The organism is Vibrio fluvialis, assembly GCF_900460245.1.
GTDB classification, from domain to species: Bacteria; Pseudomonadota; Gammaproteobacteria; order Enterobacterales; family Vibrionaceae; genus Vibrio; species Vibrio fluvialis.
Window position 1 is genome coordinate 313,485 of record NZ_UHIP01000002.1, and the last position, 26,387, is coordinate 339,871.

Sequence of the window (26,387 nt, forward strand, 5' to 3'; positions counted from 1 at the left end):
AATCAGGCCTGATCAATTAGACCAGGCCGTTTTGCTCTCCCCCACGACCCGGTTGCGGCCAGCGTGTTTCGCTTCATAGAGCGCTTTATCAGCCTGAGTGTACATCTGGTCAAACTGGATTTCGCTCGGCTGAATACGCGCGACGGCAAAGCCAATTGACACGGTCAGCCAGTCCCCATCCGGATTGCAACAATGAGCAATCTCTTCCCGCTCAACGCTCTGGCGAATGCTCTCCGCCAACGCCGCGACCTGCTGTGGCGAGTGATCCGCCAACAGTAAAATAAACTCTTCACCGCCAATGCGGCAGAAACCTTCATTGTGTGCTGGCGTATGCTGGCTGAGAATGTTGCCGATGCGCATCAGTGCGATGTCCCCTTCCAGGTGCCCGTATTGATTATTGAACAGACCGAAGTGGTCAATATCGAGCAGAATCACGCCGAAATCGACACAGCGTGCGTCCCGACGCTCGCAGGTTTGTTCCAACAAATGGGTCAGCATGCGGCGGTTACCCAATCTCGTCAGCGGGTCCATTTTGGCCAGCAGATCGAGCTTTTCATTGGCTTTTTGCAGATCGCGCGTGCGATTGCGCACTTCGCGTTCCAGATTCTCGTTCAGTTCACTGATCGCCTGCTGCGCTTTGGCACGCAACAACACTTCGGTCAGGTTGGAGGCAAACATACGAATCACATCGCGCAATTGCGACGACAATGGCGAGCGGCGAATCAGGTTGTCAGCGGCGATAAAGGCGATCGGTTTTCCTTTGTCTGCCAACATGGTCATCGCCGTCCAGCCATAACCGACGATGCGGCTGTCGTGATAAATCGGTACCGATTCTTTAAACACCACATCACTGGGATGATTGCGCGCCAGTGCCACGATATCGTTATTTTCCACCGTCGAGCGGAAATAGGACTCGTCAACAATATTGCCCTGAATGTTGGTGCCCCACGTGCCTTGCAGATAAGTACAGGATTCATCGGTCAGAAACACGGCCATGCGATCAATCCCCATTCGGTTGATGGCAAACGCCACGGCCGATTTACACACGTCGCTCACCGTCAGGCAACGCGACAGTTCCACCATACTGGCGTGCAACATGCGTACGTTCTGCTCCTGACGTTTGCGAATGTAGATTTGCGCCAGCAGCGAGCCAAACGACTCCAGCATCTGCTTCTGATACTCATCGATCGGCTGACGATGAAGAAAGTTATCCATCGCGATCCAGCCAAACACGTCGTCACCATCGCGCAGCAGCAACATGCCGTTCCAGCCCTGACCAATCACCTGACCGGCCGTGTAGAGTGGCGCCTCTTCAATCACCACTAACGTTGAATTTCCGTCAGCAATCGCCGCCAGATAACGCGCTTCCAACTGATGCAGATCATACTGATTGTGGTGTTCGCTGATGGTCTTGCCGTGTTCGTTGGTGCCGTAAGTACCGATAAAACATCGCTTTTTCATATCCAGCAAAAAGAACGCCGCGCGATCAAAACCGAGACGATCCCGCACCGCTTCCACCGCTGCGCGGTGCAGGGCATCGAGGCTATCAGGGTTCGCCAGTTCAATCGCCAGTTGATGCACCAGCTTCATGTTGTCGATAAAGGTTTCACGCTGGGTAATTTCATCGCGATACTTGGCTTCACGAATATCGCGATGTTTAAACTCCTGCGCCGCATCGGTTTCCGCCCGAATAGATTGCCAGCGCGCCGCGATCAGTTGCAGGCTGTCGAGTTCTCCACTTTTGAGCATCTGCGTCACCCGGTCTTCATCCACCGCCTGAATGAGCAGATACATGCGCCGCTGGCTGTGATTATCCAGCGTGAGTAAATAGCTTTCTCCGCCCAGTAAGGGGGAGTAGTCCCAGCCACAGGTGTTGGTGGCCAGCGGGATCAGCGTGTCGGAGGTATCAAACTGCGCCGCCCATGACCAGAAGGTATCCGGGTACTCGCTCAGCGGAGTATTCTTACCACAACTGAAAAGCGATTCCGGTTGATGTGAAGACGACGGCGCGTAGCAGACCAGCATGGCATGAGGTGCCAGCAGGGGTTGCAGAAAAGCAAATGTCTCTTCTGCCAGCATCGCATAGTTGCGGCAGGCAGAGAGTGTTTTCAGCAAGGACCGAGAGAGCATAAGAGAGCCTGATATGTCTGATTGAATAGGGAAAAATTAGAAAATTGCCCGTTTATCTTCAATCACTTCACCGTACCGATGTTAAGCGCGCCGCAAATCCGCCGCGCGAACTTTTGCATTCTGGAGCCGAACAACAGTTTTGAGATCTTGTTTCCAATTATTTTTCAGACAACAGCCAGTAAAAACCCCGCTTCGCAAATGTAAGACAAAGTAATTCCACACTTTTCGAGTCAGGCCAAATCATTGCTGGCATCCCCCCCTGCTCTGCATTCATAATAACGGCACTGCTGATGGAACCCTGTTTATGCTCAAATCCGGCTGTTTTTTGCTGCTCTTATTGTTCAGTTGCTCCGCTCTGGCCGATGTGGAATTGGTCAAAGTGGATAAATCGAAGCGTCGTATGTATCTCATCGACGATGGTCAGGTGATCCGTGAATTTCGAATTGCGTTGGGCAAATCGCCAAAAGGGCACAAACAGCAGGAAGGCGATCAGCGCACACCGGAAGGCCGCTACTACCTCGATTTCGTTACCGAGCATTCCCACTTCTATCGTTCCATGCACATCAGTTACCCCAATCTGCGCGATAAACACCACGCTGAGACACTCGGCGTCGACCCGGGCGGCGAAATTAAAATCCACGGTTTAAAGACGGGTTATGCCGGCAACCCCGAGTTTATTCAGAGCTTTGACTGGACCAATGGTTGCATTGCAATCACCAATCAGGAGATGGACGAGTTTTTGAGTCTGGTCAAAATCGGTACTCCGATTGAGATTCAGTGGTAACCCACCAATTACCTTGTTCTGCTGTTAGCGCCACGTCAACGTGCGTCATTGTGTGATTTCTATCTATATAATCAGCGGTAAAACGCCACGCTAATTCCATGATTGAGCTAAAGTAATTGTTAAAAATACATAATATTTCATGTACTTTAGACGCTCATTCATTTTAACGCCGGAATAAACAGTCGTCCGAGTGCAGCGTTAACCACAGGGAAAGGTCCAAGGGAACAATGCCAGCGCCAATGCCCCCCATTTATAAAAATCTGCTCAATATTCTTTGGCTGCCCCTCATTATTTTCGCCTTAGGGTATCTGGTGGCGTCCTATCTGGATAGTCAACAGCAACAGCAAAATCACCAGACGATTCAGCGTGAGCTGGATGCTCGTCTCAAACAAATTAGCGAAGGTGTGGTCGAACGAGTCACGCTGTATCAGTATGGTATTCGCGGCGTACGTGGCGCCGTGATGACCTCCCGCCTCGAAAATTTTGATTATGCACAAATGCAGGCTTACACCAAAACTCGCGATTACCCATTGGAGTTTCCTGGTGCGCGTGGTTTCGGTTTTATCCGCTTTATCCTGCCCGACCAAAAAGACGACTTTGTGGCCAAGGCACGCGCTGATCGTCCTGACAACAGTTTTGATATTCGCACGCTGACGGCGCACAACGACAGTCTGTTTGTGATTCAGTACATAGAGCCGGAAAACCGCAATAAGCAAGCAGTGGGGCTGGATATCGGCTCCGAATCGATGCGACGTGAGGCAGCGCTGAATGCCGCTCGATTTAACGAAGTGCGCCTTACTGCCCCCATCACTTTGGTACAAGCCAGCAAGAAAACCAAACAAGGCTTTCTGATCCTGATGCCGATTTACCAGCACAACGAAGTGCCGGCACGTATCGACCAGCGCTTGCAAGAGCTGGCAGGCTGGAGTTACGCGCCGATCTTAATCGATGAAGTACTCAGCTCCGTTTCAGGGCTAAATGATGATGTCACGCTGAGCATTTCCGATATCACCAATGGTTCGCCGCTGCCGTTTTTCTCACGTGGCACCGATGATGCCACTACCTCATATAATACTCAGCAGATCATCTGGTTGTTCGGACGCGACTGGTCACTGAATCTAACCGCAAAACAAAGCTTTATTGACTCACTGCCTTTGCCTGCTAACGAATATATCTATCGTGAAATTCTGGGCAGTACGCTGGTCATGATGCTGATCGTATTCAGTATCCAATTGATTGCTATGCGCCGAACGCAAGCAACCAAACACAAAGCAGAGCTCGCACTCGCAACGGAAAAAGCGCTCAAAGAAGCCAACGCCCTCCTTGAATTGCAAGTTATCGAACGTACCCAACAGATGGCGAAAATTAACGCCTTGCAACGCACCATTCTCAGCAGTGCGGGCTATGCGATCATCGCTACCGATCTCGATGGTATTATCACTGTATTTAACCCTTCAGCGGAAAAGTTACTTGGCTACACCGCCAAGGAAATGATTGGTGTCAGCACCCCTTCACGTTTTCATCTGATGGAAGAAGTGTCCGAGCGCGCAAAACAGTTGTCTTCAGAGCTAGGTGAGAATATTCAGCCCGGATTTGATGTATTTGTAGCAAAAGCACGCCTTGGATTCGTCGACATCACCCGCTGGACCTACGTACACAAAAACGGCCATCACATTCCAATCCGCCTTATCGTCAGTTGCCTGCTGGACGATAACCAGGAGCCGTTAGGTTACCTCGGCATCGCTGACGACCTAACCGACATGCTACAGCGCGAAAAAGAGCTGGCAGAAGCAAAAGAACTGGCAGAGCAAGCCAACCGCGCAAAGTCGGACTTTCTGGCCAACATGAGTCATGAGCTGCGCACGCCGATGAATGCGATTTTGGGACTACTGCAAATCGCGCAGAATACCGATCTCAACAAACAGCAGCGCGACTACCTCAACAAGACGCAAAATGCCGCGCAATCCCTGCTGGTGCTGCTTAATGACATTCTCGACTTTTCGAAAGTGGAAGCCGGAAAAATGGAGATCGAACAGCAACCATTTTCTCTGCCGGAACTGATGCACGAAACCGGCATTCTGCTCTCATCTAACCTGCAACACAAACATCTGGAGATCATCTATCAAATAGATGAAGACGTGCCTTCGTACTTGGTTGGTGACAGCCTGCGCCTGCGCCAGATCCTGCTCAATCTGGCGGGCAATGCGATTAAGTTTACCGAAGAAGGCGAAGTGAAAGTCGCCATCAGCACGGTTGAACACACCGCTGATCACTACGTTTTGCGTGTCACCGTTACCGACACCGGCATCGGCATGACGGACGAGCAGCAAAGCGTGATCTTTAAAGGCTTTAGCCAGGCCGAATCGTCCATCAGCCGTCGCTATGGCGGTACTGGGCTGGGTCTGTCTATAGTGAAGCATCTGGTCAGCCTGATGGATGGTACGGTCGAGGTAAAAAGCCAGCTAGGCGTCGGTAGTGAATTTAGCTTTACGGTCAGTTTAGGTTGCGTTGAAGAGTGGAAGTTACCCGAACCAGCGGCGGCACTGCCTAATGGTCTCAATGTTCTGATCGTGGAAGACAACAACACCGCGCGTTTGATTTTCGATGATCTGCTCAAGCGGTTCGGCTGCAAGGTGACTTCCGTGGCGGATGCCGAACAGGCTTTGCCTCTGATTGAACAGGCCGATGCGAACCTTCAGCCGTTTGACCTGCTGTTTATTGATTGGAAACTGCCGGGCATGGATGGGTTAAGTCTGACCCAGACAGTGCGCAGCCAACTCACGTTGAAAAAGACACCACAAGTAGTGATGGCAACTGCGTTTGGGCGTGAGCTGCTGGATGAACATCTGGAAGAGACTCAATCACTGCTTGATGCGCTGCTGGTGAAGCCAGTAACGCCTGATATGGTGAAAAATACCCTGTTGGACGTGGTCAATAACCGCAATAAGCCACGTGATGAACAACTTGGTTATAAAGCCCAGTCACAAGCTTTGCTTGGCCTGAAACTGCTGTTGGTGGAAGACAATTCAACCAACCGTCTGGTCGCCACCGAGCTTCTCAGTCAGCAAGGGGCTACCGTTGTAGAAGCGGAGAGCGGCACCGAAGCACTGGCGGCCCTCACTCAACAAGAATTCTCATTGGTACTGATGGATGTACAGATGCCTGGGATGGATGGTTATGAAACCACGCGCCGTATTCGTCAGATCCCGCATTTTGCTGACTTACCGATTCTGGCCATGACCGCGAACGCGATGCCAGAAGACAAAGTCGCTTGTCTGAACGCTGGCATGGACGATCATATTGCCAAACCTTTCCACATTGGCGAAGTGGCAGAAAAAATTCTGCAATACACCAGTCAACTGTCGCCGCCGGAAGAACACAAAACGGAAACTGAGACTAAGTTGAAGGACCTGACTCAGGCTGCTCTGCAATATGGTGAAACTCAACATATTGATGTGATGTCTGCAATTGAACGCCTTGGCGACACAGCCATCTACGCTCGCGTAGTCCAGCAGTTTGCCGATGATATTCAGCAGGCTATTCCTCAGTTCCAACAGCAGGAACTTCCCGCCAAAGAGGCGCGTTTGCTCTACCACAGCCTGAAAAGCGGCGCAGCCAGTTGCGGTCTGACCTCACTAGCACAGAAACTGCAGCAAGCCGAACAGTATTGTGCGCAAGACCCAGATAGTGTCATTCCGCGCAACAGTAGCCTACTGGCCGAAGTATTGGTTGCACGCTCAAAACTCAACAATCTTTATGAGCTGCTCACGGCGGACAATGAGAAATCGACTGAAACCGCAGACGAAATTCCGGAACTGGATTCAAAAATCGAGCAACTGGTTCATTATCTGAAGACGTCAAACATGGCGGCGATGAGTTTATTTGATGAAATTTCCGAGCAACTTCAATATATTGATGCATATCAGACAGCGGAACTGTCTGCTCATATGCAGAATCTGGCGTTCGATCAGGCGGCTGCAATCCTAGGACAAATTAAAAAGACAAAAGGCTTAGCCGATGCATCATAACTCTTTCTCCCCAGAGTTAATGACAGAACCCAAATTCACCGTGTTAGTCGTCGACGATCAGGCGACCAATATTCAGTTGATCTACCAGCTTTTGAAGAATGAGTACGACGTCCTGATGGCCACAACTGGCCAGCAGGCGATCGCCGTGTGCCGCGAGCACAAACCCGATCTGATTCTGATGGATGTATTGATGCCGGATATCAACGGCTGGGAAACGTGTAAGATTCTCAAGCGCGATCCGGACATCGCCACCATTCCGGTGATTTTCGTCACCGCCCTGACTGATCAGGATGATGAAAATGCCTGCTGGGACGCGGGTGCGGTCGATTTTCTGCAAAAGCCAATCAACGCGAATACCCTCAAACACCGCGTCCGCGCGCACCTGACCTTGAAACATCAGTCGGATTTGCTGCGCTCACTGGCCTATGTTGATGGCCTGACCGGCATCAGTTCGCGTCGCCATTTTGATCAGTATATGGAAGCTCAGATGGGCCATGCGTTTCGCAAGCAGGAAAGCTTAGGTGTGCTGTTGATTGATATCGACTTTTTCAAGCAGTACAACGATCGCTACGGCCATATCGCGGGCGATGACTGTTTGCGCCAAGTGGCGCAGAGTCTCAAACAAAGCTGTCTGCGCTCGGCGGACATGGTGGCCCGTTATGGCGGAGAAGAGTTTGTGTTGGTACTGCCCGATACCAATGAGAGAGGTTTGGAACGTATCGCTCAGCGCATCAAGCAGCAGCTTGAACAAGAAGCGATTGCCCACATTGGTTCTCCGACCTCGCTGCTGACGGTCAGCGCTGGCGGCGCGGTTTACTTACCAGGAGAGCTGCCTGACGGCGCCGAAGCGATGCTGATACTGGCAGATACCATGCTCTACAAAGCCAAAGCGGAAGGTCGAAACCGCAGTTGCATCGAAGTTTTGCACGCCGAAGTGTTGTAGTCCGCTTGCGCGAAATCTGCACGCTACGTGACATTGTCACGCCGAATAATTCAACTTTCCCCCTCATCTCCTGCCTAGAGACAAAAAAATAGCCACGGCGAAACGTGGCTAAAACTCACAGCAGTTAGGAAATTTGAATCAGGCAATCCACTCTTCCAGCGAAGTGCGGGTCAGCATCAATCCAGCGCGTAGGCCCGGGCGAACGCCGCTGTTCGGGAAGATCAGCCATTCCTGATCCTGATGAACGCGGTATTCCGTGTCACCATCTTGCGCCAACAGTTCACCCCGTTCAAATGCGGTAAAGTTCTCGACGCTTTCGGCGAAATTGAGCCTGAACGCTTCCGACAGTTTCGTCAGTTCCTGACTCACTTTGTACACCGGCATGGCCTCGGCGCTGTTATCCGGCGTGACTTCGTCGCTGACCAGAGCCTGCAACCCCTGCTCGATACCGACAAACTGACTGAGGTCATTTTCGCCAAACGGCAATGCTTTACCCAGTTCCAATGTGCAGCTGTCTGCGCGGCATTGTTGGCTGGAGAAGTAGCTGAACGTCGCGGCAGGCGCATGGTTGATCACCAGCGCTTCGAGGCCCACACGGCGCAGCCATTCGATGGTCGCTGCCGGATATTTGCCACAGTCGACATGCGGCATCAGACCAAAGCGGACATGGAACGACGGTTTGCGCGCGGTGTGCAGGTCAAAGTGCACACGTTGCGTCTCTGGCGCAGCCTGATAAAACTCGCTCACCAGCGTTTCAATCAGCGCGGCGCGACGGGTTTCATCACACGGCTCATAATTATGATGCTTGCCACTGAACAGGCGGTTCATGTCCACATCCAAGTAGCGTTCACCACTGCGCAGCGCCGGCAAATTCCCCAGAATCACCAGCAAGCGTACCGCCAATTTGCGCTCGCCACTGAGCAGATCCTGCACCAGTTGCGTCACGATCTCGACCGGTGCCGTTTCATTGCCGTGAATACCGGCAGAGATCACTACGCTCTTGTCGCACGCCGCTTTCGGCGTGAATTCAATCACGCCGGGCGCGCTACGCTGCCAATGTAGCGCTGGTGTTTCACCTGACTGCGGGGAATAGGCATCCCCCGCCAATGTTTCGTGCAGAAATTGCATTATCGCAACCTCTTAGCGCTGGAACGGATAAATTGAACCCAGACCCATGATTTGAGTCAGCTCGTCCAGTGCAGTGCGGTTTTCCACCAGCAATTGTGGGTCCGCCAGATCCGCTTCCGTCAGACGGTCACGGTAGTGTTTCTCAACCCACTGCGTCAGAGACAGATACAAGCCATCGTTCATCAGTGCTTTGGGGTTCGCCGCACGCAATTCGTCGTCGTTTAAGACCACACGCAGACGTAAACACGCAGGACCACCGCCATTGCACATACTTTCACGCAGGTCGAACACTTTTACTTCGTTGATCGGGCCGCCGCTGGTCACCAGTTCGTTAAGGTACGTCCACACGCGCTCGTTCTTGCGTGACTCTTCCGGGACCACAATCATCATGCGGCCGTCGGCTTTGGTCAGCAGTTGGCTGTTAAACAGGTAAGTACCGACCGCATCTTCCACCGATACTTTCGCTGACGGCACTTCAATTGGGGTGAATTCACAGTCAAAACGGCCCAATTTGTGGCGAATTTCGTCAAACACTTGCGCTTGATGAATAAACGCTTCCTGATGATGGAACAGCACCGGACCGTTGCTCACCGCGATCACGTCGTTGTGAAACACACCTTTGTCGATCACCTCCGGATTCTGTTGCAGGAACACGGTTTGCGATTCATCCAGTTGATGCAGACGCGCCACCGCTTCACTCGCTTCACGGGTCTGACGCGCCGGGAATTTCTGTGGTTCAACCTGACCACCAAACGCCTGACGACCATAAACAAACACTTCCACACCTTGCTCACCGTAGCTGCGGCACAGACGGTTGTGGTTCGCAGCGCCTTCGTCGCCCATCAGCGCTTGCTGAGGCAGCGCCGCGTGGTGCGCAAAGTGGTTTGCATCGGCAAAAATCGCCTGCAGCGCATTGCCAGTGGTGATGTCTTCAATTGAGCGGTGGAACTTGTTGTTCAGGTTCGCCACGGTAAAGTGCACTTTGCGATCCGCCGTGTCGGCCGACGGTGACACCGTCGCCGCGTTTGCTACCCACATTGAGGAGGCCGAGCTCACGTTCGCCAGCAGTTGCGGCGCTTTCTTCGCGGCCTGCGCAATCACTTCGGCATCGGTGCCAGAAAAGCCCAGTTTGCGCAGCGTGTGCACGCATGGACGTTCTTGTGGTGGCAGTACGCCTTGTTTGAACCCCATGTCGGACAGGGTTTTCATCTTTTGCAGACCTTGCAGCGCCGCCACTTTCGGGTTCGCGACTGCATTTTTGTTGGAGGTCGAGGCCACGTTGCCAAACGACAGACCAGCATAGTTGTGCGTTAAACCGACGAGACCATCGAAGTTCACTTCATAAGCTTGTTTCACTGACATAGGGTAATACTCCTTCTCGCCTTTTAGTTAAATTGTAGGCCGGGTAAATGTTTTTCTGGCAGGGTCAGGTGTTCATGTTCCAGTGAAGCCATCGGCCAGGAACAGTAATCCGCTGCGTAGTACGCGCTCGGGCGATGGTTACCGGAAGCGCCGGTGCCACCAAATGGCGCGTTGCTGGAAGCGCCGGTCAACGGTTTGTTCCAGTTCACAATACCAGCACGCGCTTCAATCAGCAGTTGTTCGTATTTTTCACGTTGTGGCGAAATCAGGCCGGTCGCCAGACCGAAACGGGTACGGTTCGCCAGTTTGATGGCTTGATCATAGCTGTCGTAGCGAATGATGCTCAGCAGCGGACCAAAATATTCGTCATCTGGCAGCTCGCTGACCGACGACACCTCAAGAATGCCCGGAGACAGCATGGCGCTGTGATCATTGAGCTTTGCCATACGCAGCAACGGCTCAGCACCAAGGCCAATCAGTTTGTCCTGCGCAGCCAGCAGTTGCTCTGCCGCTGCGGTTGAAATCACCGGGCCCATGAATGGCGCCGGATCGTCGTTCCACTGACCGATACGAAGATCACGCGTCACCTCAATCAGGCGACGAATCAGTGCATCACCCTGCGCGCCAGAGCGCACCAGCAAACGACGTGAACAGGTACAACGCTGTCCGGCACTGATAAAGGCCGATTGCACCACGATGTTCACTGCGGCATCCAGGTTGTCGTATTCATCGACGATCAGCGCGTTGTTGCCACCCATTTCCAGCGCCAGAATCTTCTCCGGCTGGCCGGAAAGCTGACGATGCAGCAGATAACCGGTATTGGCTGAGCCGGTGAACAGCAGACCATCGATATCCTGATGCGAAGAGAGGGCAATCCCGGTCTCTTTTGCGCCCTGAACCAGGTTCAGTACGCCAGCCGGCAGACCCGACTGCTGCCAGATTTCCAGCGTGATTTGCGCCGTCCACGGCGTCAGCTCACTCGGTTTAAACACCACGCAGTTACCCGCAAGCAGCGCGGGCACAATGTGACCGTTTGGCAGGTGGCCCGGGAAGTTATACGGACCAAACACCGCCAGCACGCCGTGAGGACGGTGACGCAGCACGGCCTGACCTTCGGCCATTGCCGTCACTTTCTGCCCGCTGCGTTCGTGATAAGCCTGCACGGAGATCTGCACTTTGTTCATCATCGCCTGCACTTCCGTCAGCGCTTCCCATTTTGGCTTACCAGTTTCCTGAGCAATCACGTCCGCCAGGCGATCGCGCGATTCATTCAGGTTGGCAACAAAACGGTTCAGAATCTCGATACGCGCTTCAAGCTCCATGCGCGCCCAACTTGGGAACGCGTCACGGGCCGCTTGGACCGCTTGATCCACCTGCGCATCGCTGGCCGCATTGCCAGACCAGATGGTTTGCAGATCGCCCGGGTTGTATTTCGACAATGCAGCGCCTTGGCCTTGCAACCATTCGCCGTTAATCAACAGATCATGCGAGGTCATGACGTTTCTCCTTGGCAAACAGCGGCGCAATGCGCACGTGATCGCCATCGCTCACCAACAGCGCTTTCGCCTGCTCTGCCGACAGCACAATTTCCGTCTCGGTGCATGGCTGATTGCCAATCAGCGCGCGGTAGTTCTGGTAGCTTTCGTTACCGATCAGTAAGGTGGTCTCGGTTTCTTCGATGTGCTCAGCAATCACGACTTTACGGGTTTCGAAATCACGCACGATGCGCAGATCTCGGGTGTACGCTTCCAGCGTCGGGCCCGCATCAAAGATGTCGATGTAGCCTTCGTAACGCATGCCTTCACCTTCCAGAATCTTACGGGCTGGCAGCGTGTTTTCATGCACTTCGGCGATCACGGCTTTGGCTTCGTCAGTCAGGAAATCGACGTACAGTGGGTGCTTTGGCATCAGTTCGGCAATAAAGGCTTTCTGGCCGATCCCCGTCAGGTAATCCGCTTCGCTGAAATCAATCGCAAAGAAATGGCGGCCCAGACTTTCCCAGAATGGCGAGTGGCCGTTTTCATCCGACACGCCGCGCATTTCAGCGATCAGCTTGTCGGCAAATTTGTCCTGGAACGTCGCCATAAACAGCATTCGCGACTTTGACAGCAGGTGACCGTTCTTACCCTGGCGGTAATCCGGGTCAAGGAACAGCGTACACAGCTCGCTGTAACCTGTGTGGTCGTTACTCAGAAACAGCGTTGGCATCTGAGTGTACACGTTCAGTTCTTTGGAGGCATGAACCAGTGTGCCGACACGAAAATCGTACCAGGCTTCCGTCAGGCCAATCGCGACTTCCACGCCGCTGATCCCAACCACTTCACCAGTTTCGGTTTCTTCCAGCACAAACAGGTAACCCTGATCGTGCAGTGGCGCGTCACCTTCCCAGGTCGCAATCATACGTTCGATACGATCGGTCAGACGCGCTTCGTTGTTTGGCAGAGACGTAAATCCTACCCCGGTTTTGGTCGCCAGCTTCAGCAGCGCCTGTTTGTCATCCCTCGTTACCGGGCGAATTACCATCATAGTCCTGATTCCTTGTTCTATTGTTGAAGATGAAAGTGTTACAGCGAGACGATCCACACCGGCTGGCCAGATTGCAGCCCCGCTTCTTCCATCATTCCTTTATCTACACTCAACTGGTTCCCTGACAACGTGCCTTCAGCAATCATAGCGCTGAAGCCGTGCGGACCTTCAAAGCCGACCAAAAACGGCATGCCTTCTCCACCGAGTGGTTGCGCTGCAATTTTGCCGCGCTGCATGCCATGCCACACCGACAACGTATTGCGCGGTGCGGTCAGGATTGGACCTGCATCGAAGATCTCGACGTATTTATCCGGTTCAAACCCTTCGTCGCTCAGCAGCTGGCACTGCAATTCCGCATCCGGGTGAACCTGCCCCATCACCGCTTGCGCTTCCTCATCAATCAGAGGCACGTACAGCGGGTGGTGTGGCATCAGCTCGGCAACAAAGGTTTTGTCGCGCGTGCCGTTGTAGTACTCGACCTGGTTGTAATCCATACCGAAGAATTTTCTGCCGACATGCTCCCAGAACGGGGCTCGACCGTTCTTGTCTGCAATACCCGGCAGAACCGCCATCCATTCACTGGCAAAACGAATCGGAAACGCGCTCATATAGAGCAGACGACCGAGGGTGATCAGTGAGGGGTAGGTGGTCGCTTTGAGTGAGGGAACCACATAAAACGAGCACAATTGGGAGTGATCACTCAGATCGTGATTCAGCGTCAGCGCATGGATGCGGCTGTGAACATTCAACGCTCGTGATGAGTGGATCAGAATGTCATTGCGAAACGCGTAAAACGGTTCGCGGTAGCCCGCCAGTGCGTTGATCGCTCCCGTGCCCAAAAGGCGTCCGGTGTGTGTCTCTTCCAACACAAAGAAGTAAGACTCTTCTCCCGGACAAATTACGTCCTGCTCAAAGGCGGAAACCGAACGTTCCACTTTTTTCATCAGGTGATCACGCATGGCGGGCAAGGTGCACACCATCGGCCCACTTTCGTGTGCCAGACGCTCGATCTCGTTAAGATCACCCAGGTTTGCAGGACGCAATAAAATCATGATTTATTCCTTATGCGTAAAGGCTTCCAGTGCCTGTTCCAATCGATCCAGACCGGTATCGATTTCGTTGGTTGTGATATTCAGTGCCGGCGCAAAACGAACCACGTTCGGGCCGGCAATCAGCGTCATCAGGCCATGCTCAGCCGCCATGTTGCTGATGGTTTTCGCCTGCCCCGCGTGCTCAGCAGTCAGCTCGCAGCCGATCAACAGACCGAGGCCACGCACTTGCTTGAACACGCCAAGCTTGGCATTGATACTTTCCAGACGCGTAACAAAGTGATCCTGCTTGGCTTTGACAGCTTGCAGGAACGCGTCCTGATTAATCTCGCTCAGCACGGCACCCGCAACAGCCGCAGCCAGCGGGTTACCGCCGTAGGTTGTGCCGTGCGTGCCAACCGACAGCGCCGGGGCAAATTTATCGGTGGTCAGAATACCGCCAATCGGGAAACCGCCACCCAGTGCTTTGGCCGTTGAAAGCACATCCGGCGCCACGCCATAGTGCATGTACGCATACAGGTGTCCGGTGCGGCCAACGCCCGTTTGTACTTCATCGAAAATCAGCACCGCATCGTGCTCATCACACAGCGCGCGCAGGCCTTGCAGGAACTCAGGCGTTGCCGGAACGACACCGCCTTCGCCTTGCATGGGTTCAACGATGACCGCACACGTTTGGGGGCCGATCACCTGTTTCGCCGCATCCAGGTCGTTGAAATCAACGTGGTGAATCCCGCCGGGCAGCGGCGCGAAATCTTGTGAGTATTTTGGCTGACCACCCGCGGTCACGGTAAACAGCGTGCGGCCGTGGAACGCATTGCGAAAGGCGACAATCTCGTTCTTATCGCTGCCGTGTTTATCCAGCGCGTACTTGCGGGCCAGTTTCAGCGCCGCTTCGTTCGCTTCCGCACCGGAGTTACAAAAGAACACTTTGTCTGCGAAAGTGCTTTCCACCAGCGTGCGAGCCAGCGCCAGCACAGGCTCGTTGGTGTAGCCATTGCCGAGATGCCACAACTTGTCCGCTTGCTCAGTCAGAACCGCTTTCAGCAGCGGGCTTGCATGACCCAGCGCGTTCACCGCAATGCCGCCAGCGAAATCGATGTATTGTTTGCCTTGCTGGTCGTAAACGGTCGAGCCTTCACCGCGAACCGGAATAAACGGTGCAGGAGAGAACATTGGGATCATGTATTGGTCGAAATCGGTTCTGTTTGGCGTAAGCGTCATGTTGTGTGCCTCGTTGTGTTTTTCCATTGCCACCAGATTACTCAATCGGTTGCCAGAATTCGTTCGGATTTCCGACCAAAACTTATAGATTTTCACACCAGTTTAAACGGACTGGTTTATTAAAGGACTGCTTTAAAACGTTTTGAAGCGTTTTGCCCGCTCATCTCTCGGCGTCATGTCGTAGTGCGCCTTATAGGCCGACGAAAAATGAGGCCCGCTGGAAAAACCGCACATCAGACCAATCTGCACCACCGACTGGTTGGTGGTTTGCAGCAGATGACGCGCTTTTTTCAGCCGCAACTGCAAGTAGTAGCGCGCTGGCATGGTATCGAGGTAACGCTTAAACAAGCGTTCTAACTGGCGACGGGAAATGTGCACCAACTCTGCCAGTTCATCGCTCGACAGCGGCTCTTCGAGGTTGCTCTCCATCAGCGCGAGCGCCTGTTGCAGCCTCGGTTGCATCTCTGCCCCGCTGGTGACGCGCTGCTTATCACTGCCCGGTCTGACCCGTTCGAGACACAATGCATCTGCCAACGTTTGAATCGTCTCTTCGCTTTCAAAACGGCTGAGATAGGCCAGCAGGCAATCGAGAGCAGCCGCCTGACCGCAGCCACTGCTGAGGCGTTCACCGAGCACGTAAAGTTCGTGACTGAGCGCCAGTTGCGGATAACGCTGCGCCGCCGCATCCAACGTGTGACCATGCCACGCCCACGTCGCGTCCAGCCCGATGCCACTCTCCAGCAGCCACAAGCCGCCGTTATCCAGCGCCAACAGGTGTGAATCACCTTGGGCGGCATACTCCGCCAGCGCTCGTTTGACGTCATCGCTCAACGCCGCTTGCGGCGCATGGCTTGCCAGCACAATCAACAGTTGGCAATCGAGCGCGTCGCTGATGGCCTGTTCGGCATGAAGCGTCAGTCCCACCGCCATCGTCACGGGTTGGTCGGTTTGTTCGGCGATGTAAAAGAGCGTGTATTTTTCTTCGTCCAGAATCTGGTTGATGCAGGCCAGCGACTCAGTGATCGCACCCAGGGTGAGCAGTGAGCAAGGTTGAGGGACATAGAGTCCGATTCTGTGAGGCGAAGAAGATGAGGTCATATCGTGATTACTATGTTCCATGTTGAGTGGCGGCCTTGCGCACCCATTTCGGTTGACCATTCACCTTCACTCACCGCAGCAATCTGCTTGCTCGGCCTGGACGGGGCAACACACCGAAATTCCTTTCGCGCCTATTTGCATGAGCTCGGCCGGAGTCGGCGCGACCAAGAAAAAGCGAATAATTAATCAGCTTTATTTCTTCATCATGAAAACTCATGCAAATAAAACAAATAAAATGAATTTTTATATTCCATTCTGCCCATAATAAATACCCACAGGGCTCGTCACATAGTAAATTTAAACACAATAAAATATCAACATATTAAACAAATTCGAAACATGCTTCTTTGGATTTATTTCAAATAAATTTAATTAACCAATTGTTTTATAAAACTTATTTATAGAATGAATTGAGAAAACAAACACAATGAAAAGATTATTTTCAGCTTGATCATCAATGAAGCAATTTTATTAATTCAAATTCAGATTTTTATTTAATTATTTTGAATAAAACATCAAATTAAATATTAACTCTAAATAACACCTCAATCTGAATGGAGATAGATTCAAGAAGCGACGTCACGGCGGAAATTCATCCGTAGAAACAAAAAGCCATGGCGAATGCCATGGCTAAAGAGGAACAACAAACAATCACACAGTGGAAGGAAATCCGTCTCAGCCCCACACGCCTTCGCTCGGTTCCACCACACTGTCACGGTAGTGAAGCGAGGGAGAGCGATCTTCTGACAGCAATAAAGGCCCGTCGATATCCACCCAGCGTGCTTGCTGCGCCAGAAGAAGTGCCGGAGCCATCGCCAGTGACGTCCCAATCATGCAACCGACCATCACCTCAAAGCCCATCGCCTGCGCCTCTTTGAGCAGTGCCAGCGCTTCCGTCATGCCGCCGGTTTTATCCAGCTTGATGTTCACTGCCTGATAACGTCCTTTGAGCGCCGCCAGTGAGGTGCGATCAATGCACGATTCATCAGCGGTGATCGGTAGAATCGGCGTAATGGTTTCCAGCAGATGCTCTTCTTCAAACGCCAGCGGCTGCTCGACCATTTCCACCCCCAGTTTTGCCAGCTCAGGCAGATAGTCGCACAACTGGGTAAAGCTCCAGCCCGTGTTCGCATCAATCACCAAGCGCGTATCGGGTGCGGCGGCGCGCACTGCACGCACACGTTCTATATCACCGCTGCGGCCCAGTTTGAGTTTGAGAATCGGTCGATGCTTCTGCGCCGCAGCGGCGCGGCCCATGTTCTCCGCGCTGTCGAGTGACAAGGTAAAGACGGTCGTCACAGGGTGCGGTGCGGCGTCAAATCCGGCCATCTGCCAAGCGGGCTGCTGCTGTAACTTGGCTTCAAGTTCAAACAGCGCGCAGTCAATGGCGTTGCGTGGTGCGCCGGAAGGCAGCAGATCGCGCAGTTCATCACGGCTGATGCCACCTTCAACCGCCGCCACCGCAGATTGCACATCCGCCAGCACATCGAATGGATAATCGGGCTCGAAAATGTCCATGCGCTCACATTCGCCGCGCCCCACACAGCCATCCTGCTCAATTTCCACCACCACAACTTCACCATGCAGCATCGGCGCCATGCGAGAAATGACGAACGGTTCGTGCAGCGGCCATTGCTCGACGCGTACGCTCATCTTACGCATAACACACCTCAGTCAGGCCATCGACGATCTTCGCCACACCCGTGCGCACCGGATCAACGACTGGCACACCAAACTGCTTCTCCACGCGGGCGATTTCAGCCAGCGCTTCTTCCTGAGTCAGGTTGACCGTGTTCAGCGCAATGCCACCTAAGCGAATGTTCGGGTTCGTCACACGGCCCATGGTCAGGTTGATGTCGATGGTGGTTTGCAGATCAGGCACGCTAAAGCCCGGCATTTCGTCCATCTGCGTGCGGCCCGCTTCGTGGCACACAATGATCACATCCGCCTGCGCGCCATGCAGCAGACCTAAACTCACGCCCGCGTAAGCCGGATGCAGCAACGAGCCCTGGCCTTCAATAATGTCCCAGTGCTCAGGTGCGTTGTCCGGCGACAGGTTTTCCACCATGCCGGAGATAAAATCAGAGACCACGGCATCGACCGGGACACCGCTGCCTTCAATCAGAATGCCGGTTTGACCGGTCGCGCGAAACGTCGCGGCCACGCCACGTTTTTCCAGTTCACGATGAATCGCCAGCGTGGTGAACATCTTGCCAACACAGCAATCGGTGCCGACACTCAGCAGACGTTTACCCACACGTGGTAACCCGGTACCACACACCATCGGCCCTTGTGGAACACGCACATCAATCAGTTTTTGCCCGGTGCGCTCAGCCGCCGCCACCAGCTCAGGAATATCGTTAAGGCGCATGTGCAGACCGCTGGCGATATCCATGCCCGCTTCCATCGCGTCAATCAGAATATCCAACCACGCCATCGGCAAAGTGCCGCCCACCGGCGCCAGACCAAGAATGAAGGTTTTGGCGCCGCACGCCGCCGCTTCACGCGGTGACATTTCCGCTAAGCCCAAATCGGCTTTGGCACCCGGCAGACGAAATTGCGCCAGGCATTTTTCCGGGCGCCAATGCGCCACACCTTTCGCCACTTTCGCCATCAGCAGGTCATTGGCTTCGCCCAGAAACACTAAGTAAGGGGTTTTCAATTCAATCTTGTTCATTGTGTTGATCCTTTTTTACAGTCAAACGAGCCCACAAGAGCCGTAACTCCCGGTGCCATCAGTTGGTGGTTAGCGTGGAAAAATCAGGTCGCAGCAGCGGTCACGGGGTTTGCTTCCGGTGTTCGCTGAATCTGGTGTCGATAGAGGTAACGCTCTGCCTGACGCCAGGCCATCACAAACACCGTCGCAATGATGAGGTATAGCCCTGCTGCCAAAAAGTACGTTGAAATATCAAAAGTTTGAGAAAAAGCGCGCCGTGTTTGGCCCATTAAATCCATCACGGTGATCACGCTGGCCACCGCGCCGCCTTTGAGCATTAAGATGCATTCATTGCCCAGTGCCGGAAACGCAATCCGATACGCCAGCGGCAGCACAATGTGGCGATACAGCAGGCTGTTGTTCATGCCCATCGACTTGGCCGCTTCAATTTCGCCAGCGTCGACCGACTGAATCGCGCCACGCAGAATTTCCGTCTGATAAGCCAGCGAGTTGAACGTGAACGCCAGCAGCGCGCAGTTAAACGGGTCGCGGAAAAAGTGCCACAGCCCCATCTCCATCAGCCAAGGACGAAATTGCCCGGAGCCGTAATAGAGTAAAAACAGTTGTGCAATCAGCGGCGTGCCGCGAAAGAACGAGATGAACCACTGCACCGGCCAGCGATAAACGCGCGCACGCTGAATACGCAGCAGCGACATCGGTAGTGCCAGCAACGCCGCCAGTGACACCGAGATAAAGGTGATTTTGAGTGTCATCCATGCACCATCCAGCAACATCGGCGCGACTTTAGCGATAAATTCGGTCATGACGGTCTCCTTATCGACTCACGCGAATGCCACGTTTGGAACGCTCTTCCATTGCTGCCAGTACCCGCTCACAACAGACGCACACGGCCCAGTACGCCAGGCACACGGTGAGATAAAACAGGAACGGTTTCTTGGTTGCACCTACCGCGATATTCGCCGCACGCATCAAATCATCCAGCGCAATCACCGACACCAGCGCGGTGTCTTTGAGCAGGTTGATCCAGAGGTTGCCCAGCCCGGGCAGTGCCAAGCGCAGCAGTTGCGGGCGCTCAATCAGCCAGAAAATCTGCCCGCGGCCCATCGCCAGTGAATAGCCCGCTTCGCGCTGGCCTTTATCCATGGCCTTCCACGCGCCACGCAGCACTTCCGCCGCGTAGCCACTGAAGACCAAGCCCAGCGCAATTACGCCCGCACCAAACGGGTTGAGTTCAAAAAAGCCGTTGCTCGGGTCAAGCCATTTCAGGGTTTTATTAATCAGCAGACCGACGCCGTGGTAAATGATGAACAGCGTCAGCAGTTCCGGCAGGCCGCGCAGCACCGTGGTGTACACAGTGGCAAACCAGCGGTGGCCTTTGTGCTTGCTGATCGACAGTGCGGCGACGCCCGTGCCAAGCACCATCCCCACCGGTAACGCACACAGCGCCAACCCGAGCGTAATCGCCAGCCCTTTGAGCAGTTCGTCGCCCCAGCCACTGTCACCCAGACTCAGATACATCAGATAATCCATCGCGTCGCTCTCTTCGTGATTCCATCCAAGTGGCGACTCACGCCGCCACCCATCGGCTGACTTATTTCAGCGTCAGCAGGTTAATCTTGAAAAACTCGTCGTTGATTTTCTGATAGGTGCCATCTTTGATGATGTTAGCGAGCGCCTGATTGACGCGCTGACGCAGGGCATCATCTTCTTTGCGCAGCGCAATGCCCACGCCGTCGCCCACGTATTTGCTGTCGGTAATCAGATCGCCCGCTTTGTGGCAACACGCGCCGTCGTCTGAGTTCAGCCAATCGGTCATTGGCATGATGTCGCCCGCCTGCGCATCAATCCGGCCACTGGCAAGATCGAGGTTCACCGCGTCCTGAGTCGGATACAGGCGCACATCCGATTCCGGATAGTTGGCCAGCAGATATTCCGCCTGTGTCGTAGAGCTTTGCGCGCCGATGATTAAGCCTTTCATCGCTTTCGGCGACACATCTTTGATGCCTGAGTTTTTATCAACCACAAAGGTCATCGCAGAAGCCTGATACGGCGCGCTGAACGAGACCTGCTGCTTACGTGCTTCGGTAATGAACATCGAGGCGAGAATCATGTCGTACTTACCCGCGAGCAGCGCCGGAATAATGCCGTCCCAATCCTGAGCGACAAATTCACATTCCACTTTCATTTCGCTGCACAGCGCCTTACCAATTTCAATATCAAACCCAGCCAACTGACCATCAGCGGTGTAGTAATTGAACGGAGGGTACGCGCCTTCGGTGCCAATTTTAATCGTTTCTGCGCTGGCTGACGCCGCGAATACCACTGAGGTTGCAAGTAATGCGCCCCATAGTTTTCCTTTTGTCATCATGGATTCCCTTCTACTTTTGTTATGCCCGTACGACTCATGATACGCCCGGTCGTTTGGTTGAATGATTTCATTCCAGACTGTCGTTTGCCCTGAAGACCGCTTTCTTTCAAAACCGCAAACGATGCAAGCTCACTAATGAGTATGTTGAAAGTTGGATAAAATCCATAATGATGAATAAGTATGATATACATAGTTTATCGCTATGGATAATTCGCCAAGGAAGCCACATCATGCTCAACGCCAAAGATCGCCTGCTGCGCAATCTCGACTGGAACCTGCTCTATACCTTTCTCACGATCGTGAATGAAGGCGGCATCAGTGCAGCAGCACGTAAGTTGTCACTCAGCCAGCCCAGTGTCAGCAATGCGTTGAAGCGTCTGGAAGAGCATGTCGACAAGCGGCTAATCCTGCGTAAGAAAGGCGTGTTCGCCCTGACGCTGCACGGCATGAGGGTGTATGAATACGCCTCGTCGGTGGGACGAATCATCGGCAACATGGCGGATCAGTTTGTCGATCAAACGGATAATATTCAGGGCGAGCTGAATATTGAGATTGCCAGCCATCTGCAATGCCCGGCGTTTGACGCCACCCTCGCCCAATACCATGCGCTGTTTCCCAACGTCATTTTCAACGTCAACACGCACCCGAGTGCCGACATTGTCAGCCATGTGGCCGACGGCCTGCTGCACATTGGCCTCAGCAATAAAAAAATCGCCAAAACCGGGATCCGTTGCGATTTTCTCGGCTATGAGCAGATGGGTTTTTACTGTGGTCGTACCCATCTCTGCTTTGGGCGCGATGACCTGACTTTGGACGAAATCAAAGGCCTGCCCTATATCTCGTTTGAAAGTGACCAACCCGGCGAAGGCTTGGACGCGATTGCCCACTTTCGCGATCAACAGCAATTTTGGGGTAAATTAGTTGCCGTATCGTCGAATTTAGAAGAAGTTCGCCGCATGATTATGGCAGGCATTGGCTTCGGCGCGCTGACGGTGGAAAGCGCCAAGCCGTATGTGGCGCAAGGGTTGTTATGGCCGCTACCGCCGTATGAGTCGCTGCCTGTGACCGAAATGTATCTGGTGACGCCGGAAACCGTTTCGCTGAGTGATATCGAAGTGCATTTTGTGCGTCTGCTGAAACAGCAAACCCAAGCGCTGGTACGCAGAACGCTGAATGCGATCCAGAGCGCGCATCACCAGCCATTGAGTGACTAACCGTTGAATACTGCGTGGATATCGCGAAATTATGCGTCGATAAAGGGCAAAATCACCGACATCGCGTGTTGCACGGTCTGCTCCTTTTCACCGACGGGCGCAACGTAAAACATCGCCTCGCTTGCGGCCTGCGTGCCAGCCAATGTGGCAATCGCCCACGCGGCGAGATATTGTGACGCTAAGCAACCGCCAGCGGTCGCAATCGATCCTTGGGCAAAAAAGGGTTGATTGAGGACCTCAACGCCCGCCTCGATCACCCAAGGTTTGGTGGTTAAATCGGTGCAGGCTGGCAAGTTTGTCAGCAAGCCCAATTTTGCCAACAGCAGCGCGCCCGAACACTGCGCACCAATGAGCTGCTTGGCCGGATTGAGTGCCAGACGTGACAAGATTGCCTCATCGCTTGCAATATCACGGGTCAGAATGCCACTGCCAAACAGCACCACATCGGCCTGATTGGCAAATTCCAGTGGCTGCTGCGCATCAATGGTGACGCCATTCATCGAGGTCACCTGCGCCGTTGGCGAGGTGATTTGCACGTTCCACCCGTCGCCTTTCATCCGGTTTAAAATGCCCGCAGCAATGAACGAGTCGAGCTCATTAAATCCTTCAAACGTCAGTATCGCGACTTGCATGAGTTTCTCCCTGTGGTGTGATTTCAGCGGTGTGATGACCGTGATGTGAGCCCTGTAGCGGTAACGTTTTTTCCATGCGCACCAAATTCCAGCTGTGGCCGTTGAACGAGCGCGTGCCTTGATCCCACTGTGTTTCGACAAACCCCAGTTGCTGATAACAATGACGTGCCACCGCGTTGTGTTCAAACACAGCAAGGCTCAACAAAGCCGCATTGAGTTGCTCTGTAGCGACGTCGATGGCCAGTTCGATCATCGGGCTGGCCAGCCCTTTACCACGTTGAGCGTGAGCGATAAAAATGCGACATAACCGCACGTGCCGGCTATCGACCTGATACAACTCAATAAACCCCGATGCGACACCCTGAACGTGAAACAAAAACGGATGCACCTGTGGCTGCGCGCAATGCGCCTCGATTTGTTCGACCGTCAGCGGAAACTGATAATTCGGCCCGCCCCACAAATAATTGAGTTCGTCACTGTCGATCCAGCCGATCAATTGCGGATAATCGGCCGCTGTGAACGGGGTCAGTGTTAAGGATGATTGAACGACAACATCATTCATGCCGGATACACCATGTCGTATTCAAATTCAGACTCGCCAGTACGCTGAAATCCAAGCCGCGCATACAGGTGCTGCGCCGGATTGCTTTTCAGCACGCTCAAACCAACGCTGGCGCCTTCTGTTTTGGCTTGCTCAATTAATGTGGCAATCAGGCGGCTGCCGATTTGGGCATTCTGAAAATCGGGATGTACCTGAATTTGCACCAGATACCATTGATTGCGATCGGGTAAGAAGGTGGCTTTGAATAGCCCGGCGGGTTGGCCATCAATGAGAACGATTTTGGCGTCATCAAAATGGTAGTGAATTCGCTGAAGAAAGGCCTCGCGCGACGTCGGCGCACCAACTTGTTCAAGGTAATGGCGCATGGTGACATCACGCAGCGTCAGCAAAAATTCCATATCGTTTGGGGTGGCCTGTCGCAGGCTAAAATCCATCGTCGGCTCCTTGACTGATAGAAGAAATGAAAATGTCAGTGGTTTTCCATGCGCTCTTTTAACGCGTTGAGATCGTTGATGACCGCCATTTTATCGCGAAAGAAGGCTTCATCGCTCATGCCATCGCGGCGAAATAGGGTGAAGGTGAATTCGCAGCCTTCGCCATGGGGCACAACGCGCATCGGGTTATACACCCGTTCGCCATCTTCAAGTTCGACCGTGTGGTCCATGACGCCAAAGGGATTGGCCGGAGCGAATTCAATCCGCACCCGACCAAACGGCGCCTCAACCAACCAGAGGTTGCCCTCTTGAATCACGTTGGACTGCGCTAATCCAGCCGCCCACAAAGGCAGATTGACGGGATTAGACGCAAATTGATACACCGTCTGCACTGGGCAGTCGATGTAAAGACTGAGGTGGTGCACTTCGTTCATACGACGCCTTTCAGAGCTGACTATTTTAACGCCAGCCTAAGGGGTAAAAAGTGCACAAAGCAAGATAAGAAAGTGCTTACTCGCCGTGGTTGATGTCAACCAAAGCTTCCACCTGAACCTGTGAGCACATCGCCTGTTCGCTCAGCCACTTTTCAACCGCTGCACGGTCTTCATCCGTTGCTGAATCGTAGCGGCCTTCGGCAACCACAAACCCATCAAACGACTCGTGATTCGCGCCGCCGCCCATCACCAGATTGCGGCTCTCAATGAAATCGATGAAGCTGTCGAGCAGCACGTCGTATTGCGTGTCATCATCGGTGTTCACCTTGCACGAAAACGCGAAGCCCAGTACCTGAAATTCGCCCACGTAAAGTTTCTTTCTCAGTCGTTTGCTTCTGTTGGTTGTCATTGTTATTTCCTCGTTACTATCAAAAATGCAATGCGCTCGTTGTCGCGGTTATCATGGTGATAATCGCTGTTTTATCGAGCATTTTTTTCAATCTGTTACCGCTGCGACACAATTTTTTTTCGCGCGTTCTATGATGACTTTATCGCCCGATCACTCCCTCTGCGGAGGTTTGCAAACCGACTCATGGTGCGCAATCTGGTGATTGGCAAACCGTGTCTAAGCATAGGAGTGTAGTGATGAAATACCAACATATCCTGGTCGCGCTCGAACTCTCAGACGACAGCAAACCGCTCATCGATAAAGCGGTGTCGTTTGCCGAGGTAACGGGCGCGGACGTGTCATTTATTCATATCGATGGCACCATTGGCGAGATCTACAAAGAGCTGATCGACATTCAGGCCGATCCGAACCAGAAGCCGCTCAATGACCGTTCAAACAAAATGCTCAAATCGCTACAACAATACAGCGATTTTCCGATCAAACATTTCTATGTCGGCACTGGCGATCTGAGTGACAAACTCGGGATGATCATCGCCGATAACGGTTTTGATCTGCTGATTTGCGGTCACCACCATGACTTTGTCAGCAAGTTAGTCTCCTATTCTCGCCATCTGATCAACAAATCCCCCATCGATATTCTGGTGGTTCCGATCTGATTCTCGACCTGACTTCAGGTCATCAATTCGCGCAAAAAAAAACGATAACCCCAAGCAACCTCAACCGACTTGGGGTTATCGTCTCTTCCATTCACTCAATAATCGACTTTCTTTCTCAAAACCTTGGTTTCGCCACGTTTGGATTTACCATCCATACGGCGGCGTTGTGAGCCCAGCGTCGGTTTGGTCGCACGGCGCTTTTTCTGCACCACCATCGCAGACAAGATCAGCTCTTTGAGTCGCTCCAGCGCGGCCTCTTTATTTTGTAGTTGGGTGCGAAATTCCTGCGATTTAATCACGATTACGCCATCTGATGTAATGCGGCTGTCGGAAACTTTAAGCAATCGTTCTTTGTAAATAGCTGGCAGCGACGAGCGCTGAATATCAAAGCGCAGATGAATCGCGGTGGCGACTTTATTAACATTCTGACCGCCATTGCCCGCCGAACGAATCGCGTTGATTTCGATTTCCCAGTCGGCCAGCGTGACGTTGTTTGAAATAACCAACATGCCGCTACATCCGTTTCAGTGGCTTGACCACACTGTCGAGACCTTCAATTTTCAACGCCAGGCACAACTGCAGCAGTTGCCCCAGTTCGCCTTCCGGAAAGCCTTTTTTATCGAACCACAACAGATACTCTTCCGGCAGGTCAATCAGCACGCGTCCGGCGTATTTGCCAAACGGCATCTGCACCCGAGTCAGTTTCAGCAAGTTTTCTTTTTCTAACATAAG

24 protein-coding genes and 1 pseudogene are annotated in these 26,387 nt (G+C 53.1%); 5 read left to right on the forward strand and 20 right to left on the reverse strand.

Annotation, left to right across the window (positions count from 1 at the left end; all coding sequences use genetic code 11):
• Positions 1-12: 12 nt before the first annotated feature.
• A complete protein-coding gene (locus tag DYA43_RS16500) occupies positions 13-2,130 on the reverse strand; it encodes a GGDEF domain-containing protein (RefSeq protein WP_061055934.1) in 2,118 nt (705 codons plus the stop codon).
• A gap of 304 nt (positions 2,131-2,434) precedes the next feature.
• On the opposite strand from DYA43_RS16500, the gene DYA43_RS16505 reads away from it, so the two are divergent.
• The 3 genes from DYA43_RS16505 (at position 2,435) to DYA43_RS16515 (ending at position 7,885) form a co-directional block, all read left to right on the forward strand.
• A complete protein-coding gene (locus DYA43_RS16505; protein WP_061055935.1) occupies positions 2,435-2,914 on the forward strand; it encodes a L,D-transpeptidase family protein in 480 nt (159 codons plus the stop codon).
• Positions 2,915-3,141: 227 nt separating this feature from the next.
• Entirely contained in the window at positions 3,142-6,942 is a 3,801-nt protein-coding gene (locus tag DYA43_RS16510; RefSeq protein ID WP_061055936.1) for a PAS domain-containing hybrid sensor histidine kinase/response regulator, read from the forward strand.
• A gap of 19 nt (positions 6,943-6,961) precedes the next feature.
• Positions 6,962-7,885, forward strand: a complete 924-nt coding sequence (locus DYA43_RS16515; protein ID WP_225869382.1) for a diguanylate cyclase — start codon at positions 6,962-6,964, stop codon at positions 7,883-7,885.
• Between the two features lie 138 nt (positions 7,886-8,023).
• Here the strand turns inward: DYA43_RS16515 and astE are convergent, their stop codons facing one another.
• The 12 genes from astE to DYA43_RS16575 all read right to left on the reverse strand — a co-directional run bounded on the left by astE (position 8,024) and on the right by DYA43_RS16575 (position 21,311).
• The gene (astE, locus tag DYA43_RS16520; protein ID WP_061055937.1) at positions 8,024-9,013 is read right to left on the reverse strand and encodes a succinylglutamate desuccinylase; all 990 of its coding nucleotides are present in this window, start codon (positions 9,011-9,013) and stop codon (positions 8,024-8,026) included.
• Positions 9,014-9,025: 12 nt separating this feature from the next.
• Positions 9,026-10,375 (reverse strand): N-succinylarginine dihydrolase, encoded by a 1,350-nt coding sequence (astB, locus tag DYA43_RS16525; RefSeq protein ID WP_061055938.1) that lies wholly within the window; start codon positions 10,373-10,375, stop codon positions 9,026-9,028.
• Positions 10,376-10,398: 23 nt separating this feature from the next.
• Positions 10,399-11,871, reverse strand: a complete 1,473-nt coding sequence (gene astD / locus DYA43_RS16530) for a succinylglutamate-semialdehyde dehydrogenase (protein WP_061055939.1) — start codon at positions 11,869-11,871, stop codon at positions 10,399-10,401.
• Positions 11,858-12,901 (reverse strand): arginine N-succinyltransferase, encoded by a 1,044-nt coding sequence (astA, locus tag DYA43_RS16535; RefSeq protein ID WP_020329790.1) that lies wholly within the window; start codon positions 12,899-12,901, stop codon positions 11,858-11,860. Before astA ends, astD begins: the two co-directional genes overlap by 14 nt.
• Positions 12,902-12,939: 38 nt before the next feature.
• Complete coding sequence (locus DYA43_RS16540) at positions 12,940-13,953, reverse strand: arginine N-succinyltransferase (protein WP_020329789.1); 1,014 nt, start codon at positions 13,951-13,953, stop codon at positions 12,940-12,942.
• A gap of 3 nt (positions 13,954-13,956) precedes the next feature.
• Positions 13,957-15,171 carry a bifunctional succinylornithine transaminase/acetylornithine transaminase gene (locus DYA43_RS16545; protein ID WP_024374915.1) on the reverse strand — a complete coding sequence of 405 codons (1,215 nt, stop codon included), beginning with the start codon at positions 15,169-15,171 and terminating at the stop codon, positions 13,957-13,959.
• Between the two features lie 132 nt (positions 15,172-15,303).
• A complete protein-coding gene (locus tag DYA43_RS16550; RefSeq protein WP_061055940.1) occupies positions 15,304-16,290 on the reverse strand; it encodes a GlxA family transcriptional regulator in 987 nt (328 codons plus the stop codon).
• 654 nt (positions 16,291-16,944) lie between these two features.
• Positions 16,945-17,931, reverse strand: coding sequence for an N-acetyl-D-Glu racemase DgcA (dgcA, locus tag DYA43_RS16555; RefSeq protein WP_061055941.1), 987 nt, complete (start codon positions 17,929-17,931; stop codon positions 16,945-16,947).
• Complete coding sequence (gene dgcN, locus DYA43_RS16560; protein WP_061055942.1) at positions 17,924-18,946, reverse strand: N-acetyltransferase DgcN; 1,023 nt, start codon at positions 18,944-18,946, stop codon at positions 17,924-17,926. Before dgcN ends, dgcA begins: the two co-directional genes overlap by 8 nt.
• An 83-nt stretch (positions 18,947-19,029) precedes the next feature.
• On the reverse strand, positions 19,030-19,749 hold the full coding sequence (locus tag DYA43_RS16565; RefSeq protein WP_024374912.1) for an ABC transporter permease: 720 nt from the start codon (positions 19,747-19,749) through the stop codon (positions 19,030-19,032).
• A 10-nt stretch (positions 19,750-19,759) separates the two neighbouring features.
• On the reverse strand, positions 19,760-20,476 hold the full coding sequence (locus DYA43_RS16570; protein WP_020329783.1) for an ABC transporter permease: 717 nt from the start codon (positions 20,474-20,476) through the stop codon (positions 19,760-19,762).
• Between the two features lie 61 nt (positions 20,477-20,537).
• Positions 20,538-21,311: a transporter substrate-binding domain-containing protein gene (locus DYA43_RS16575; protein WP_061055943.1), complete on the reverse strand. Its 774-nt coding sequence runs from the start codon at positions 21,309-21,311 to the stop codon at positions 20,538-20,540.
• 233 nt (positions 21,312-21,544) lie between these two features.
• Between DYA43_RS16575 and DYA43_RS16580 the strand changes: the two genes are divergently transcribed.
• On the forward strand, positions 21,545-22,528 hold the full coding sequence (locus DYA43_RS16580) for a LysR family transcriptional regulator (RefSeq protein ID WP_061055944.1): 984 nt from the start codon (positions 21,545-21,547) through the stop codon (positions 22,526-22,528).
• 29 nt (positions 22,529-22,557) lie between these two features.
• On the opposite strand, the gene DYA43_RS16585 is transcribed toward DYA43_RS16580, so the two are convergent.
• The 5 genes and pseudogenes from DYA43_RS16585 to DYA43_RS16605 form a co-directional block, all read right to left on the reverse strand.
• Complete coding sequence (locus DYA43_RS16585; protein WP_020329780.1) at positions 22,558-23,160, reverse strand: DJ-1/PfpI family protein; 603 nt, start codon at positions 23,158-23,160, stop codon at positions 22,558-22,560.
• A 61-nt stretch (positions 23,161-23,221) separates the two neighbouring features.
• Positions 23,222-23,722 (reverse strand): annotated as a pseudogene (locus DYA43_RS16590) (GNAT family N-acetyltransferase); the annotation flags it as partial.
• Entirely contained in the window at positions 23,719-24,156 is a 438-nt protein-coding gene (locus DYA43_RS16595; RefSeq protein ID WP_061055946.1) for a GNAT family N-acetyltransferase, read from the reverse strand. The gene DYA43_RS16595 and the pseudogene DYA43_RS16590, both read right to left, overlap by 4 nt.
• Positions 24,157-24,191: 35 nt before the next feature.
• Entirely contained in the window at positions 24,192-24,590 is a 399-nt protein-coding gene (locus DYA43_RS16600) for an SRPBCC family protein (RefSeq protein ID WP_047462086.1), read from the reverse strand.
• A 76-nt stretch (positions 24,591-24,666) separates the two neighbouring features.
• Positions 24,667-24,999: a YggL 50S ribosome-binding family protein gene (locus tag DYA43_RS16605; RefSeq protein WP_020329775.1), complete on the reverse strand. Its 333-nt coding sequence runs from the start codon at positions 24,997-24,999 to the stop codon at positions 24,667-24,669.
• A gap of 236 nt (positions 25,000-25,235) precedes the next feature.
• On the opposite strand from DYA43_RS16605, the gene DYA43_RS16610 reads away from it, so the two are divergent.
• Entirely contained in the window at positions 25,236-25,655 is a 420-nt protein-coding gene (locus tag DYA43_RS16610) for a universal stress protein (protein ID WP_024374906.1), read from the forward strand.
• Between the two features lie 95 nt (positions 25,656-25,750).
• Here the strand turns inward: DYA43_RS16610 and arfB are convergent, their stop codons facing one another.
• Together arfB and DYA43_RS16620 are read right to left on the reverse strand one after the other, a co-directional pair.
• Positions 25,751-26,164, reverse strand: coding sequence for an alternative ribosome rescue aminoacyl-tRNA hydrolase ArfB (arfB, locus tag DYA43_RS16615; protein ID WP_020329773.1), 414 nt, complete (start codon positions 26,162-26,164; stop codon positions 25,751-25,753).
• A gap of 4 nt (positions 26,165-26,168) precedes the next feature.
• Positions 26,169-26,384, reverse strand: coding sequence for a DUF3820 family protein (locus DYA43_RS16620; RefSeq protein WP_061055947.1), 216 nt, complete (start codon positions 26,382-26,384; stop codon positions 26,169-26,171).
• Between the last annotated feature and the right edge of the window lie 3 nt (positions 26,385-26,387).

Excerpts from the sequence above, each read along its gene's own strand:
- DYA43_RS16580 (WP_061055944.1), top strand. The coding sequence starts at position 21,545 with ATGCTCAACGCCAAAGATCGCCTGCTGCGCAATCTCGACTGGAACCTG.
- DYA43_RS16550 (WP_061055940.1), bottom strand. The coding sequence starts at position 16,290 with ATGGAACATAGTAATCACGATATGACCTCATCTTCTTCGCCTCACAGA.
- astD (WP_061055939.1), bottom strand. The coding sequence starts at position 11,871 with ATGACCTCGCATGATCTGTTGATTAACGGCGAATGGTTGCAAGGCCAA.
- DYA43_RS16600 (WP_047462086.1), bottom strand. The coding sequence starts at position 24,590 with ATGAACGAAGTGCACCACCTCAGTCTTTACATCGACTGCCCAGTGCAG.
- DYA43_RS16510 (WP_061055936.1), top strand. The coding sequence starts at position 3,142 with ATGCCAGCGCCAATGCCCCCCATTTATAAAAATCTGCTCAATATTCTT.
- DYA43_RS16595 (WP_061055946.1), bottom strand. The coding sequence starts at position 24,156 with ATGGATTTTAGCCTGCGACAGGCCACCCCAAACGATATGGAATTTTTG.
- dgcA (WP_061055941.1), bottom strand. The coding sequence starts at position 17,931 with ATGCGTAAGATGAGCGTACGCGTCGAGCAATGGCCGCTGCACGAACCG.
- DYA43_RS16605 (WP_020329775.1), bottom strand. The coding sequence starts at position 24,999 with ATGACAACCAACAGAAGCAAACGACTGAGAAAGAAACTTTACGTGGGC.
- astA (WP_020329790.1), bottom strand. The coding sequence starts at position 12,901 with ATGATGGTAATTCGCCCGGTAACGAGGGATGACAAACAGGCGCTGCTG.
- arfB (WP_020329773.1), bottom strand. The coding sequence starts at position 26,164 with ATGTTGGTTATTTCAAACAACGTCACGCTGGCCGACTGGGAAATCGAA.
- DYA43_RS16545 (WP_024374915.1), bottom strand. The coding sequence starts at position 15,171 with ATGACGCTTACGCCAAACAGAACCGATTTCGACCAATACATGATCCCA.
- DYA43_RS16610 (WP_024374906.1), top strand. The coding sequence starts at position 25,236 with ATGAAATACCAACATATCCTGGTCGCGCTCGAACTCTCAGACGACAGC.
- astE (WP_061055937.1), bottom strand. The coding sequence starts at position 9,013 with ATGCAATTTCTGCACGAAACATTGGCGGGGGATGCCTATTCCCCGCAG.
- dgcN (WP_061055942.1), bottom strand. The coding sequence starts at position 18,946 with ATGAACAAGATTGAATTGAAAACCCCTTACTTAGTGTTTCTGGGCGAA.
- DYA43_RS16505 (WP_061055935.1), top strand. The coding sequence starts at position 2,435 with ATGCTCAAATCCGGCTGTTTTTTGCTGCTCTTATTGTTCAGTTGCTCC.
- astB (WP_061055938.1), bottom strand. The coding sequence starts at position 10,375 with ATGTCAGTGAAACAAGCTTATGAAGTGAACTTCGATGGTCTCGTCGGT.
- DYA43_RS16575 (WP_061055943.1), bottom strand. The coding sequence starts at position 21,311 with ATGACAAAAGGAAAACTATGGGGCGCATTACTTGCAACCTCAGTGGTA.
- DYA43_RS16500 (WP_061055934.1), bottom strand. The coding sequence starts at position 2,130 with ATGCTCTCTCGGTCCTTGCTGAAAACACTCTCTGCCTGCCGCAACTAT.
- DYA43_RS16570 (WP_020329783.1), bottom strand. The coding sequence starts at position 20,476 with ATGGATTATCTGATGTATCTGAGTCTGGGTGACAGTGGCTGGGGCGAC.
- DYA43_RS16585 (WP_020329780.1), bottom strand. The coding sequence starts at position 23,160 with ATGCAAGTCGCGATACTGACGTTTGAAGGATTTAATGAGCTCGACTCG.
- DYA43_RS16540 (WP_020329789.1), bottom strand. The coding sequence starts at position 13,953 with ATGATTTTATTGCGTCCTGCAAACCTGGGTGATCTTAACGAGATCGAG.
- DYA43_RS16565 (WP_024374912.1), bottom strand. The coding sequence starts at position 19,749 with ATGACCGAATTTATCGCTAAAGTCGCGCCGATGTTGCTGGATGGTGCA.
- DYA43_RS16515 (WP_225869382.1), top strand. The coding sequence starts at position 6,962 with ATGACAGAACCCAAATTCACCGTGTTAGTCGTCGACGATCAGGCGACC.
- DYA43_RS16620 (WP_061055947.1), bottom strand. The coding sequence starts at position 26,384 with ATGTTAGAAAAAGAAAACTTGCTGAAACTGACTCGGGTGCAGATGCCG.